Source organism: Rhizobium sp. 05N49 (assembly GCF_056396805.1).
The window spans coordinates 160,092-172,989 of record NZ_JBFTME010000005.1 but is presented as its reverse complement, the minus strand read 5'-3'; the positions used below and the strand labels follow the sequence as shown (position 1 = coordinate 172,989).

General features: G+C 58.7%; 14 protein-coding genes. 2 read left to right on the top strand and 12 right to left on the bottom strand.

Features of this window, described 5'->3' with window-relative positions; genetic code table 11:
* Nucleotides 1-7 precede the first annotated feature (7 nt).
* Complete coding sequence (locus AC1DF8_RS12735; RefSeq protein ID WP_162710013.1) at nucleotides 8-226, top strand: hypothetical protein; 219 nt, start codon at nucleotides 8-10, stop codon at nucleotides 224-226.
* A gap of 192 nt (nucleotides 227-418) precedes the next feature.
* Nucleotides 419-1,252 carry a MipA/OmpV family protein gene (locus AC1DF8_RS12730; protein WP_112542565.1) on the top strand — a complete coding sequence of 278 codons (834 nt, stop codon included), beginning with the start codon at nucleotides 419-421 and terminating at the stop codon, nucleotides 1,250-1,252.
* Between the two features lie 18 nt (nucleotides 1,253-1,270).
* Here the strand turns inward: AC1DF8_RS12730 and AC1DF8_RS12725 are convergent, their stop codons facing one another.
* The 12 genes from AC1DF8_RS12725 to AC1DF8_RS12670 form a co-directional block, all read right to left on the bottom strand.
* Nucleotides 1,271-1,627 carry an EamA family transporter gene (locus AC1DF8_RS12725; protein WP_478153905.1) on the bottom strand — a complete coding sequence of 119 codons (357 nt, stop codon included), beginning with the start codon at nucleotides 1,625-1,627 and terminating at the stop codon, nucleotides 1,271-1,273.
* Nucleotides 1,628-1,632: 5 nt separating this feature from the next.
* Nucleotides 1,633-2,808: a GNAT family N-acetyltransferase gene (locus tag AC1DF8_RS12720; RefSeq protein ID WP_478153798.1), complete on the bottom strand. Its 1,176-nt coding sequence runs from the start codon at nucleotides 2,806-2,808 to the stop codon at nucleotides 1,633-1,635.
* On the bottom strand, nucleotides 2,789-3,604 hold the full coding sequence (locus tag AC1DF8_RS12715; RefSeq protein ID WP_478153797.1) for an alpha/beta hydrolase: 816 nt from the start codon (nucleotides 3,602-3,604) through the stop codon (nucleotides 2,789-2,791). Before AC1DF8_RS12715 ends, AC1DF8_RS12720 begins: the two co-directional genes overlap by 20 nt.
* On the bottom strand, nucleotides 3,594-4,469 hold the full coding sequence (locus tag AC1DF8_RS12710; RefSeq protein WP_478153796.1) for a fatty acid desaturase family protein: 876 nt from the start codon (nucleotides 4,467-4,469) through the stop codon (nucleotides 3,594-3,596). The genes AC1DF8_RS12715 and AC1DF8_RS12710 overlap by 11 nt, the downstream gene beginning before the upstream one ends.
* Nucleotides 4,466-4,816: a DMT family transporter gene (locus tag AC1DF8_RS12705; protein WP_112542569.1), complete on the bottom strand. Its 351-nt coding sequence runs from the start codon at nucleotides 4,814-4,816 to the stop codon at nucleotides 4,466-4,468. Before AC1DF8_RS12705 ends, AC1DF8_RS12710 begins: the two co-directional genes overlap by 4 nt.
* Entirely contained in the window at nucleotides 4,813-5,766 is a 954-nt protein-coding gene (locus AC1DF8_RS12700) for an arginase family protein (protein ID WP_112542570.1), read from the bottom strand. Before AC1DF8_RS12700 ends, AC1DF8_RS12705 begins: the two co-directional genes overlap by 4 nt.
* A gap of 4 nt (nucleotides 5,767-5,770) precedes the next feature.
* Complete coding sequence (locus AC1DF8_RS12695; protein ID WP_183848756.1) at nucleotides 5,771-7,183, bottom strand: aspartate aminotransferase family protein; 1,413 nt, start codon at nucleotides 7,181-7,183, stop codon at nucleotides 5,771-5,773.
* Between the two features lie 12 nt (nucleotides 7,184-7,195).
* Entirely contained in the window at nucleotides 7,196-7,879 is a 684-nt protein-coding gene (locus AC1DF8_RS12690; RefSeq protein WP_478153795.1) for an MtnX-like HAD-IB family phosphatase, read from the bottom strand.
* Nucleotides 7,880-7,966: 87 nt separating this feature from the next.
* Nucleotides 7,967-9,334 (bottom strand): sensor histidine kinase, encoded by a 1,368-nt coding sequence (locus tag AC1DF8_RS12685; RefSeq protein WP_478153794.1) that lies wholly within the window; start codon nucleotides 9,332-9,334, stop codon nucleotides 7,967-7,969.
* Nucleotides 9,331-9,993 carry a response regulator transcription factor gene (locus AC1DF8_RS12680; RefSeq protein WP_112542573.1) on the bottom strand — a complete coding sequence of 221 codons (663 nt, stop codon included), beginning with the start codon at nucleotides 9,991-9,993 and terminating at the stop codon, nucleotides 9,331-9,333. Before AC1DF8_RS12680 ends, AC1DF8_RS12685 begins: the two co-directional genes overlap by 4 nt.
* A gap of 216 nt (nucleotides 9,994-10,209) precedes the next feature.
* Nucleotides 10,210-11,358, bottom strand: coding sequence for an ABC transporter ATP-binding protein (locus tag AC1DF8_RS12675; protein WP_478153793.1), 1,149 nt, complete (start codon nucleotides 11,356-11,358; stop codon nucleotides 10,210-10,212).
* 301 nt (nucleotides 11,359-11,659) lie between these two features.
* Entirely contained in the window at nucleotides 11,660-12,862 is a 1,203-nt protein-coding gene (locus tag AC1DF8_RS12670) for an ROK family protein (protein ID WP_478153792.1), read from the bottom strand.
* Nucleotides 12,863-12,898: the final 36 nt, after the last annotated feature.

Below are 12,898 nucleotides of genomic sequence, written 5' to 3'. Positions count from 1 at the left end.
GGTTTGGATGAATGCTGGTGTCATGCAATGCCTCCCTATGTTCGATCTGAAGCGGCTAGCGTCTTGTAGCGAACCAATTCGCCGTTGCCAACCGGCTTTTTACAACCTTGTAGAAAGTGATGCGAAAACGACACAATTCAGCGACCTGCAACCTGCATTTGGTCATGCTGACATCAAGTTTCCCGCCTTTTGCGAGGTCAATAAGAAATATTTCTCCGCTGGTTGATGAACCCGGGAAGCCAAACCGATCTATCCTCGGCATGGCACCTCCTGTTGCACCGATGACACGGGAGTCGCATTGTGAACGCGAACCCAGCCTCCCATCGACCAGGCAACCTTGACTAGCCCCGCATTGCCGGCCATTTTCGATGACGTAATGGCGCCTTGGGGGCGATGCTTTACCCGGAGATCAATCTCGTTGAGAACGAAAGCCAAGAGGCTTACGCTTTTTTCTGCGGCCTTGGGGGTGCTGTCAACCGCGTCACTGGCGACTGCCGCTGACCAGAAAGACGCATCCAACCAGTCCGATTCCGGCACCTGGATCGTGACTTTGGGCGCGAGCGTCGAGTATGGGCCCAAATTTCCGGGCTCGAAGCATGATGGCTTCAGCGCATTGCCCTCTTTCGACATCAGGCGCTTCGACGAGCCGGACGAGAATAGCGCGCCGGACGACAATATCGATTATGGCCTTATCGATCTCGGCCGCTTCGAAGCGGGTCCTGTGGTCGGCATTCGCGACAGCCGTTCGCAATCCGATGATAGCCGCTTGAAAGGCATCCACTCGGTGGATTGGGACATCGATGCCGGTGTTTTTGCACAATATTGGGCGATCCCCAATCAGCTTCGATTCCGCTCCGAAATCCGGCAGGCCATCTCGAACGGCAGCGGTCTCGTCATCGATATCGGCGCCGATTGGTTCCAGCGGCTCGGTGACAGATGGCTGCTCTCTGCAGGCCCCCGCGCCTCGTTCGGCAACGGCGCCTATATGCGAGAGTATTTCGGTATTTCGTCAAGTGAAGCATTGCAGAATGGCTCTCTATCCTCCTTCGATGCCAAGGGCGGCTTGAAGTCGGTAGGCTTCACGGTCTCCGCCGCCTATGATGTGACCCCGACCATAACGCTGCAGATTTATGATCGCTTCGATCGCCTCACGGGAGATGCTGCCGACAGCCCGATCACATCGAAGCTCGGCAGCGAGAATCAGAATGTAATCGGCATCTCCCTCGCCAAGGCGTTCAGCGTCAGCTTCTGAATTCCGCAGCTCAACCGCTCAGCCGGCAGGTCTCGACGCTGTTGCGATCAGCCAGACGCCGGCCAGGATCAGAAGGCTGCCTGCGAGCCGAAGCAGCGGCAATGGCTCGTCAAAGACCATCCAGGCAACGCCCATGATGAGGACATAGCTGATGGCCGAGAGCGGGAAGGCCTTGCTGAGATCGAGCTCGGAGAGAACGGTCATCCAGATGGCAAAGCAGACAATCTCAGCGACAATCGCCGCCAGGAACCAGTGTGACGACAAAATGTCGACCAGCCAGGTTCCGCCGGCTCTATCTGCATCGATAGCGCTCTGCTTCAGCAATATCTGTTGCGCCATGTTTAGAAGCGGCACCATCAGCCAGATCGGCCGCAACGCTCTCACGCCGTCACCTCACCGCCATCATCGGCCGCAAACAGCGGCGACATCATTTTGAGAGCGAATTGCAGCAGTGGATTGGAATGGCGAAAATACATCGCATTTGCCGTCAAGCGGCTTCCGAGCCGAACCTTGTTGCGATAGTAGGCCTGCCCGCTCTGATAGCGGCCAATCCCGTGATTGAGACAGTATTCGAGATTGGTGCACCAACTGAGGTAATAGAGGTTGTGGGACCTGCCCTTCTGACCATCCATGCAGAAGAATTTGTCGATCAACCTGTCCTTGTCATGGATCAGCAAATTGGCAGCAAGCAGTTCGTCCCCCACAAAATACATCGCGCAGAAGGACCTCCCCGGCATGCCTTTCAGCACACCATCAAAATAGGCCGGCGTCAGTTCCTCGAACTGTAATCCGCTCCGCTCGCGCGTCTCGCGATAGAGCTGCATAACGCGCGGCAGAAGATCATCGAAATCCTTGCGATACTCGATCCGTACCTCCTGCCGGCTCCGCAGTTTCCGCCGCATATCCTTGCGGGTCGCCGAGGACAGTGCGGCGAAATAGGCGTCGATCGTGTCGAATCCGATGTCCAGACATGCCGTCGGCAGTCCACCAATCTCGGCGTACCCTCTTGCCGCCAGGACCGGCTCCAGGCCTGACGGGATGGGGTGGGGCAGATCCTTAAGCGCTGTAAGCGAGCAGCCCTCCATGCGCGCATGCGCCTCGAAAGCATCGAGAAGTTCGGCAAAGAGCTTTGGCCGGCGGGCTTGCGCGATATCAGGATGAAAGCCGATGGAGGCAGTCTCCGTGCAGGGCGAGCCAAGGCAAGCAAGACGGAGCGTCAGGAACCCGCTGAAGATGCGGCGGATACCTTCCACCGTTCTCCGGAACCTGCCAGCTTCCAGGGTCGTCTCAAGGGAATAGCGGCAAAGGAATGCCGGCATGGCCGCGACAATCTTGTCGCCTTCGCGCATGATTGCATAGCGCCACTCGAATCCGTCGATACCGGCTTCCTCGACCGCAAGCAGATAGTCGTAGGTCTCGATCTCCCCAGGGAAGCAGGCATCCCAGGCATCGCGGTCGAGCATGCGAATGCTCGGGACGATCATCGCAACTGCCGATGTCGGATCGCTTGAGACCTGCGTTTCAGGTGACCGCACTTTAAGCGCTTGCTGCTGCATATTCTGCCTCGAAGAATTCCGCCGTCATGTCAGCTACCCGCCTGTGCTGCCGATCGAGATGGATCATGTGATAGCTGTCGTCGAGCCAGCGCAGTTCCCGCCGCCCGCCGATGTGCGATGCGATATACAGGGCATGCGAGGGGCCACTGAGATCGTCTTCGCGCGAATGGAGGATCAAGGTCGGTGTCTTGATCTCGGGAAGCYGGGCTTTCAGCGTCCGGCCAAGCTCATGCATTTCGATCAGGCCACGCCCCGGAAAGGTTTCGAGCATGCCCTCGCCCGTCATTCCGGCCACCATGCGGCGCATGCGCTCGTCCTTGATGCCGAGGGATGTCGTCTCCCGAAAATTCAGCCGGTCGATGAATGGGATAAGCGAGATCCAGCGAATGTGTGGCGAAAACAGCGAATAATAGCGGGGCACGTCCCATCCATCGTAGTGGAAACAGGGCGAATAGACAGCGACGGCGCGGATCGACAGGGGATTACGATCGGCTGCCATCATCGCCAGTTTGCCGCCAACGCATATTCCGGCGGCAAAGACCGTGTCGCTGCGTTCGCTGAGCCAGCCAGCCGCGGCTTCGACGCTGTCGAGCCAGTCCTCCCAGCGCGAGCGGCGGAGCGTCGCTTCGTTTTCGCCGTGGCCGGCCAGCAGAGGAGCATAGACGCTGAAGCCGCGGCGATGGAATTGCCTTGCCACAAGCCGCATTTCTGCCGGCGCGCCCGTCAGCCCATGAACAAGGATGACGCCCTTGCCGTTCGTGCCCTCGAGAAAGAAGGAGAGACTGTCAGCCGACATGCGGGAATTCTCCCTGCCGGCGGTTCTCCTTCGCCATGAAACCCAGCGCGTGGCAGGTGCTGATCACATGCGTGCCTGCCGCATCCTGCTCCTGCTTGATCTGCTCATGAAAGGTACTGAGCTTCGTCCAGTGCATCTTAGGGCGGTAGTGATGCTCGGCGTGATAGCCGTTACCGAACCAGAGCCAGTTATAGAAGCCGTTATGGCTGCTGACACCCCAGGCGATTGGAACATCGGGGTCGCCATTCAGATGCTCATAATAGCCGTTGAGGGAGGACAGGCAGTTCCCCAAATAATAAAACGGCAGGAAAAAGAACGTCGCTCTCCAGTCATAGATAAGAGCGAGGAAGACAAAGGCGAAGAACGATACGAGTTCAATGCGCCCCCATCTCGCGTCGAACGGCCTTTTCTTCGCAATCGCCCGATGGATGTCGCCGAGATCATCGCGGAAGAAGCTGAGAAACGTGTAGGAGAAGACGTTTTCCGGCTCGCCGTTCTTGCCGTGCTTGTAGATCGACAGGAGGTCGACCGTCTCGCCGTTTTCATTGGGACGGTCGCTGTTGCCGGAATGATGGCGCATATGCACCCAGTGATAATAGACCTGCGAAAAGCCGATCGTTACGGATTCGAGCAGGCTGAATGCATAGTTCATCCACTTCGGCTTGAAATACGGCGTGTGGATGAAGTTGTGCGAGATGCTGTTGATGTTCCACGATATCGACACGGCATAGACCGCGCCGAGCACAGCCGACAGCCAGAGTGGCCGGCTTGAGAAGCCGGCAATCAGATAGATGTTGAATGCCAGATGCGCTGTCGCGGCAAGCACCGGCATGACATCCCATTTCGTGTGCGCGAAGATTTTCATAGTCCCGTCGCTCCGACACAGACCACGCCGGCCGTCACCAGGACGATGCCGAGAGCGTGGCGAAGGTTGATGGTTTCCTTGAAGATGACGGCGCCTGCAAAAGCGATCGCCGCATAGCTCAGCGCCATCAGTGGAAAGGCCACCGACAACGCCACCTGTTCCAGCACGCGCGTCCACATCACCAGTTCGACCGCCCAGAACACGATCCCGAGCCAGATGACCGGTTTCTGCAGGGTTTCGAGCAGCGCACTTGCAGCGCCGTGCTTGAAGCACAACTCACGCCCGGTTTCTGCAAGAACGCAAAAGGCAATGATGGCGAACGTCCATGCTGTCAGTCCCGTCGTCATGCCATAAGCTCCGACAGGACTTCGAGCAGCGCGTGGTTTGCCGCACTGTTGATGTTGCGGGCAGCCTTCATGTCGTGATGACGGAAGGGCTGGTCGATCAGCACCTCTGCCTTCTTGATCGTCCGCGTGTAGAGATCGCCGCCGTAATACGGCGTCGAATAATCGCCGGTCACGTCCGCTCCGATGAGATGGTACCGTTCACCGATCTCGCTGAGCAGCCAAAGGACATAGGGTAGCCGCATACGGCCCTGATCCCAATTGGTCACGGCATCGGCATCGGAGAGAGCATCCTTGTCGATCGTGACGTAGACCGCTTCGGTTTGGATGCGGCCGAGAAGCCGGTCGAGGAAATTGCTCTCGCCGAGTTCCGATATCGATTGCCAGTGCAGGGCTCCGTCGATCTGGCTGAAACTCGGGCCGGAACCGTAATGCGATTTCACTTTGCTCGGCGGATGCTTATAGGGATAAAGTTCAAGGCGTCCGTCGGCTAGCGGCACCAGATTGGCGCCCTTGCGCTCCGGTGACCTGAGGTCGTGGCTGCAAACGCCGAGCGTTATCACCTTTTTGACCAGGGGCTGTTCGAGCGCCTTGTTGACCCACGAACCGCAATGCATGCCGGGATCGAAATGCACCCAGTCGGGGTGATTGTCGATATGGATGACGGTGACGGCTTTGCGGCTATTCTCGAGGGCCTGTGACAGAAGAAGAGCCGTCACATGATGGAAGTCGCCCGATCCCATAAAACAAAGGCGGGCGCCTTCACCGGTTGAGGGCCGGGCCTTCGCCAGGTTGCGCCAGACGGTATCAAGGTCCGGCCGGCGCCCCCACAGCCTGATGGCGCGGCCGCTATCCTTGTCGTCGACCTCGTGCGCCCCGGCCATCTGGCAGGAATGCACGAAGTCTGGCTGCAACTCCAACGCATCATCAAGATGGAGAAGGAGGAGCTGCAAGGTCCTATCTCCGCTCGGCGCGCGTCAGAAGCTGGTCGAGCAGCGAGATAGCAAGCTCGATCTCCTCGCGGCTGATCATCAGGTTCGGCGCAAGGGTGATGACGTTCTTGTGGTATCCGCCAACGTCGAGCACCAATCCATATTTCCTGCCATCGACCGCAAGATCACCCTTCATGCCTTCGTCGGACATCCAGTCGAGCGTCGCCTTGTCGGGAGTGAACCCGTCAGGCCCGCAGATTTCCATCCGAAGGGCAAGGCCGAGGCCGTCGACATCGCCGACGATAGGATGCCGCGACTGCAGCTCCTTCAGGCCTTCGAGGAAGTGTGCGCCTTTTTCCATCACACTCGCGCCGAAGTCGGTTTCAGACACCATCTTCAGCGTTTCGAGAGCGACGGCCGTGCCCATCGGGTTGCTGGCGAAGGTCGAATGCGTGGAGCCCGGCGGGAAGATCGTCGGGTTGATCATCTCTTCTTTGGCCCAGATGCCCGAAAGCGGGTTGAGACCATTGGTGATTGCCTTGCCGAAGACGAGCACATCCGGTGACACGCCGAAATGTTCGATCGACCAGAGCTTTCCGGTCCGATAGACGCCCATCTGAATTTCGTCGACGACAAGCAGGATGCCATGATCGTCGAGGACCTTCTTGAGCTCCTTGAAGAAATTCATCGGCGGGATGACATAGCCGCCGGTGCCCTGGATAGGTTCGATGTAGAAGGCGGCATATTCCGATTTTCCAGCCTTCGGATCCCAGACACCGTTGTACTCACTTTCAAACAGCCGCGCGAATTTCTGGACGCAATAGTGCCCGTATTCCTCCTTCGACATGCCCTTCGGTCCGCGAAAGTGATACGGGAATTCGATGAATTGGGCGCGTTCCCCGAAATGGCCGTAACGCCGGCGATAGCGGTAGCTCGAGGTGATCGACGTCGCGCCGAGCGTTCGCCCATGGTATCCGCCCTCGAAGGCGAACATCAGGCTCTTGCCGCCGGTATAGTTGCGAACGAGCTTCAAGGAATCCTCGACTGCCTGCGAGCCGCCGACGTTGAAGTGAACGCGACCTTTCGAACCGAATTTATGTTCGGCATCCCGAGCGATCAGCGCTGCGAGCTCGACCTTTTCGCGATGGAGATATTGCGAGGCAACCTGCGGCAACCGATCCAGCTGCCGATGCGCGGCATTGTTCAAACGCTCGTTGCGATAGCCGAAATTGACGGCGGAATACCACATCTGGAGATCGAGAAATGGTGTTTCGGCCGCGTCAAAGACGAATGAACCATCGCAGCTTTCGAAGAATTTCGGCTTCTGCGAGTAATGAACCGTATCGCCGTGGGAGCAATAGTTCTCTTCGAGCTGTCGCAGCTCGTCTTCAGAGGCGGTGGGGTGCACATTGGCAGCAAGTTTCAGGTTGGAACGCATGAAGTCCTCTTCTCACGCAGTTTTTGCCACGGCCTGTACAACAGGCTGCCGTGACGGGCTGGAAAGGATGGTTGCGACACTCGCCTGGATTTCGGCGAAGCCGCTATAGGGGATGAAAGGAAGGCAATTCGTGCGGCAGTAATCCGCAAGCCTGGCCTTGGCGAAGACAAGCAGTGCCTCGTGGGAGACGCAGAAGTCGCTGCGGCCGTCGCCGATATAGACATGGTTGCCGGACGGCCTCACCTGGGCGCACTTGCACACGCCGGCACCAGCAGTGCAGCTCGCGCTCTTGAATGGAAAGCCCAAATCGAATTCTGGCATGCCGACGTGCGGGCGAGAAATCAGCCTGTTTGCGATGATCCGAATGTCTTCAAGACCATGCCTGGCAAGGACCCGCTTGATAAAATGATCGACGCCGTCGCTGACGATAACGAGTTCGAGCCCGTTCTTTTCACAGAAGGCCCTGAAAGCCCCAAAGGCATTGTCGATTTCGATCGTGTCCAGAAATGCGTCGATATCTTCGCGTCTTGCCTGAAGCAGCTGGATCTGGCGGTGCATGCACTGGGCGGATGTGATCCTGCCATTGGTCCACTGATCTTCGATCTCGCGCCACTCCGCGCGCGCAAACCGGTCCAGAACGAGATCCGTCACGTCCTCTTTGGATATGGTCCCGTCGAAATCGCAAAACACCTGCATCGCATGCTCCTTCACTGTGAAGAAGCATTTAGCCTCGCGAACTGAAGGCGAGATGAGGCGAATATGAAGCGAAACTGAATTGACCGCTTATGCGGCAGGAATATCGAGGTCCACCTTCAGGCCGGATCCCCAGGCAGGCGTGCTGAGGCTGATCCCGATGTCGAGACGGTTGCCGATATCGGCGACGATCGGCAATCCCAGTCCCGCACCCTCCCCGGCTTGCGCGTCGAGGCGGTTGAACCGCTGGAAGGCTGCCTCCCGCTGCTCGAGCGGGATACCGGGGCCGCTGTCTTCGATGCAGAGCCGAAATCCGCGCGAGCCGGGTTCGATGCGGACCTCGATCCGACCGCCGGTGGGCGAATATTTGATCGCATTGTCGAGGACATTATCGATCATGACACGCAGCAGAGCACGGTCGGTCAAGACTTGCGGGTCTTGGGTTGCGACGAGCCCAACGTGGAAACCTCGGCGATTGAGGATGACCCCGAAATCCGCCAGGGCTGCCGCCGCAATCTGGCGGAGCGGCAACGCTTCCAGCTGCACCGGTTGATGGCTGACGCGTGCAAGCCGCAGCAACTGCTCTATGAGATGCATGGCGCGCTCGTTGCTGACGACGAGGTCCTTCAGCAGGGCCGCGCGCTCCTCATCGGAATCGGCACGATCGAACATTTGCAAAAGCAATTTGATGCCGGCCTGCGGCGTTCGCAATTGATGGGCCGCAAGATCGGAAAAACGCCGCTCCATCGTCAGCGAACGGCCAAGCTTTCGCAAAAGATTGTTGAGCGAGTGGACAAGCGGCGCCAGATCCCGCGGCAAGGCTTTCGTGGCAATCATCGACAGGTCATCCGGCGTACGGGCACGGATCTGCGAGACCAGCTCCCGGACATTGGCAAGCCCGTTATTGATGGCGAGCCAGATGATGATCGCACTGACCGGCACAAGAATGAGCAGCGGAAAGGCGAGATTGAGAAGGATGTTATCGACGAGGCCTTCCCGAAGGATGATCTTTTCGGCGACCTCGATCGTCACGTCACTATTCGGGATCGGCAGAGCATAGACCCGCCAGAGCTCGTTCTGATAGGTCACATCGGTGAAACCGGCCGAGAACCGCTTGACCTCATCAGGAAAGGCGTTGCTGCTGGCAAAGGCCAGCGCTAACCCCCTCCAGGCGCGAAACGAATGGGCGTCGGCATAGTCGTCCGCGTCCTCGTTGAGAGCAAGCTGGTTGTCCATGGTGAAATCAAGATCCGGGACCTGCACCGTCGGTCTCGCCGTCAATCTTGTGAGGGGATGCTTCATCAACGACCAGAGTACATTGGCGTCATTGATCAACTGCGCATCGTAGATATTGTCGATCTCGCGCGTAGCGCTGCGATAGGCGAAGATCCCAACGATGGCGATCGTGATGATGAGCGTCGGGAGAATGCGGAGAAAAAGGCGTTGACTAAGTGTCACTGCTGCCGCTCGACCATGTAACCGACGCCGCGGATCGATCGGATGAAATCAGTCCCGAGCTTCTTGCGCAGGTTATAGACCGTTACTTCTATCGTGTTGCTCTCAACCGAAACATCCGTGTCGTAGAGCGCATACTCGATATCGTTCTTCGTGACGTAACGTCCGCTCCGCTCCATGAGGAGCCGCAGGAGATGGAACTCCTTGGCGGGTATGTGAAGCTGTACGCCATTTCGGCGGGCCACCATGGCCGAAGGGTCGAGCTCGACGTCGGCGCATCGAATGATTGTTTCGGTGCGGCCCTGCCGTCGCCGGATCAGCGCACGCAGTCGGGCGAGCAGTTCGTCAAGGTCGAAGGGTTTGACGAGGTAATCGTCCGCGCCTTCGTCCAGGCCGGCGACGCGGTCGCGCACGCTGTCGAGCGCTGTCAGCATCAGGATCGGAACGTCGTTGCCTCCCCTCCTGAGCGAACGGGCCACATCAAAGCCGCTCGCCTTGGGAAGATTGACGTCGAGGATCACGCATCCAAATTGGCTGTCGCGCAGCGCGTCGAGCGCCGTCTCGGCATCGCGGAACCAATCTAAGCCATAGGCGTGTTTCTCGAGTGCACGTTTCAGCGAGGAGCCGAGAATGTAATCATCTTCGACCAGGAGTATGCGCACGTCCGCATCCTTGCGATTTAAATTCTCACGATGCTTCTTCGGTCTCGATTGAGGCCGAAATCCGGCGAAGATTTCCGCATGCTGTCGGAAACCCCTCTACGCTGGTGCGGATACTTCGAGACCGAACCGGATTGTGTGATCAGTCGGCGGCAGACCGGCAGGCTTTGCTCCTGACGGATCGCCTCATCGCAACAGCCTCATGAGCGGCGGGGCGTTTCAGGCCTCGACATTTCCGGCGCTCACGACAGTCGCGGCGGCGACAGGCGGTTTTGTGATGGAATTGCCGGTCTGGGCTCGAAAGAGATGAAGGCGTGCAGGTCGGACCACAAGCTGCAGGACTGCGCGATCCTTGATCGCGACATGATCAGGCAGGTGGACGATCGTTGCAGTCCCACTGCCCTCCACCGTGCCGTACACATAGGTGTCCGTGCCGATGCTTTCGGCGTAATCGACTTCGAAGCGGATCGGATAACCGTCGCCGCCACTGCCCTTGGCGAGTTCGAAATGGCTCGGCCGGACGCCGAGGATCACGGGTTCGCCGACGCTCGCCTCTCCCTGCTGTGCCGGAATGTCCAGGCGGCCGAAACCCGGCACGTCGACGACAGCATGACCCGGACCGGCTCCGGCAAGCACTCCATCGAAGAAGTTCATCTGCGGCGAGCCGATGAAGCCGGCGACAAACTTATTGGCGGGGGCCTCGAACAGTTCCAACGGTGTACCGACCTGCTCGACATGTCCGGCATTGAGGACGACGATGCGGTCCGCCATCGTCATGGCCTCAACCTGATCATGCGTCACATAAACCATGGTGGCGCCGAGCCGCTTGTGGAGACGGCTGATCTCGCCGCGTGTCTGAACGCGAAGTGCAGCATCCAGATTGGACAGCGGTTCATCGAACAGGAAGAGCTTGGGGTTCCTGACGATCGCGCGACCGATCGCCACGCGTTGCCGCTGGCCGCCAGAGAGCTGTTTCGGGCGTCGGTCGAGGAGCGGCTCGATGGCGAGCATTCTTGCCGCCTCCGTCACACGCCGATCGATTTCGGCCCGGCTCATCGTGAGGTTTTCGAGGCCGAAGGACAGATTCTTGGCAACGGTCATATGGGGATACAATGCATAGGACTGGAACACCATCGCGATCCCGCGATCCCCCGGCGGCGATGCCGTCACGTCGTCGTCGCCGATAATGATCTTCCCGCCGCTCACGCTTTCCAGGCCGGCGATCAAACGAAGCAATGTGGACTTGCCGCATCCTGAAGGGCCGACCAGAACGACGAATTCGCCCTCGTCCACATCGAGATCGACACCATGGAGAATCGAATGATGGCCGAAGCTCTTCCTGACATCGTTCAACTTCAGACCGGCCATGAATCCATTCCTTTTGATGTTCCTTCCGAAGGCAGCCGCGAGCACACCGGCAGTCGGATATCCTCCCTCATGTTCCCTACAGTCTGCGTGGAACTAATTAGTTCGTCAAGATGACGAACGTAATTTTCTGTCGCCACGATTATTGGATTTCCAATAAATCATCCATGACGGAGCGCGCCGGCGCAGGTTCCCGGCGGTCATCCTTATCGGCTATCTAGCCTTTACGATGTCAGCTTCATCGGTAGTGGGACCGTCATTTCCCCGCCACTCCGCTGTCGCGTTGCACGGATCTACGTGACAATCAAAGCGGCGGCGGCGGCAAGCGCCGCTGCTCCGGCAGGGTCTGGGGAGAGAAAAGCAGGTTGTGAACGTGGTTCAGCCCGATTGCGAGGGCCCCAACCAGCGTTGCCCGCCCGCCAAGAACACTTGCCTCGACATCGATGGCACGACGGCTCGCCTTGACAATCCCGCGCCGGACGCCTTCGGCAATGAGAGGATGGCGGCCGATGCTGCCACCGAGAACGACTATCTTCGGATCGACGATCGCATTGACCGAGACGACCAGCAGCGCAGCAATGTCCGAGACTTTCCCGATCACCTCGACGGCGACAGGATCGTTCTCTTCGGCAAGGGCCAGGATGTCCCGGACGGAGGTATCCTTCTTGCCCCCGGAACGCTCGTAGAGCTCGCTAATTCCCCGGGCCGCTATCGCGCATTCCAGCGCGCCTCGTTCAAGGCTGTCCTTCGTATAGGGATCGGCGCCAAACGGCATATAGGAAATCTCGCCACCCGCTCCGTTCGCGCCGCGCATCAGCTTGCCGTCCTGAAGCACGCCAAGCCCGATGCCGGTCCCGAGTGAAATGAAGGCCACAGTATCGATTGCGGTCGCGCATCCCTGCCAGGACTCGCCGATGACGGCGGCGTTGACGTCGTTTTCCAGGACAACGGGACAGCCAAGCCTCTCGCTGAGCGTCCTGCCAATATCGATATCGGTGATATCGGCGAGGTTCGGCGCCATCGAGAGCGCGCCCGTGGCGGGATCGACGACCCCCGGCGTTGCTATCGCCGCCACGAGGACGAACTCCCTGGCAATGCCCATCTTTGCAAGCATGTCCGACAGCATCGCCTCAACCTGGTCAATCAGATGATAACCGCCGCGACGGTCGGATGGATATTCGATTTCGCCGACAACACTCCCGACGATATTGCCGAGCACGATGCGTGTCGTCGTCGCGCCCATGTCGATACCGACAGCATAGCCGGCATCACCATTGACCTCATAGGTGATGGCTGTGCGGCCAATGCGCCCGCTCGTGACGCCCTTCTCTCGGACCCAACCAGCTTCCTCCAGCGCCCTGATGACCTCTGACATCGTCTGCTTTGAAAGGCCGGTGATCTTTGAAAGTTCGGCCCGCGACGTGGGGCCGGCATGGAGCAGCACGTCCATAACCGCGCGCACGGAAATCTGTCGCAGCACGGGCGGCGCGTTTTCGGTCAATACCATCGTCTAGCTACCCCGCCAGATCCGTCTTCATCGTTG

Bases quoted from the DNA above. Each gene is read 5' to 3' on its own strand.
- AC1DF8_RS12735 (WP_162710013.1), top strand. From the start codon at position 8: ATGAATGCTGGTGTCATGCAATGCCTCCCTATGTTCGATCTGAAGCGG.
- AC1DF8_RS12720 (WP_478153798.1), bottom strand. From the start codon at position 2,808: ATGCAGCAGCAAGCGCTTAAAGTGCGGTCACCTGAAACGCAGGTCTCA.
- AC1DF8_RS12710 (WP_478153796.1), bottom strand. From the start codon at position 4,469: ATGAAAATCTTCGCGCACACGAAATGGGATGTCATGCCGGTGCTTGCC.
- AC1DF8_RS12705 (WP_112542569.1), bottom strand. From the start codon at position 4,816: ATGACGACGGGACTGACAGCATGGACGTTCGCCATCATTGCCTTTTGC.
- AC1DF8_RS12695 (WP_183848756.1), bottom strand. From the start codon at position 7,183: ATGCGTTCCAACCTGAAACTTGCTGCCAATGTGCACCCCACCGCCTCT.
- AC1DF8_RS12690 (WP_478153795.1), bottom strand. From the start codon at position 7,879: ATGCAGGTGTTTTGCGATTTCGACGGGACCATATCCAAAGAGGACGTG.
- AC1DF8_RS12675 (WP_478153793.1), bottom strand. From the start codon at position 11,358: ATGGCCGGTCTGAAGTTGAACGATGTCAGGAAGAGCTTCGGCCATCAT.
- AC1DF8_RS12670 (WP_478153792.1), bottom strand. From the start codon at position 12,862: ATGGTATTGACCGAAAACGCGCCGCCCGTGCTGCGACAGATTTCCGTG.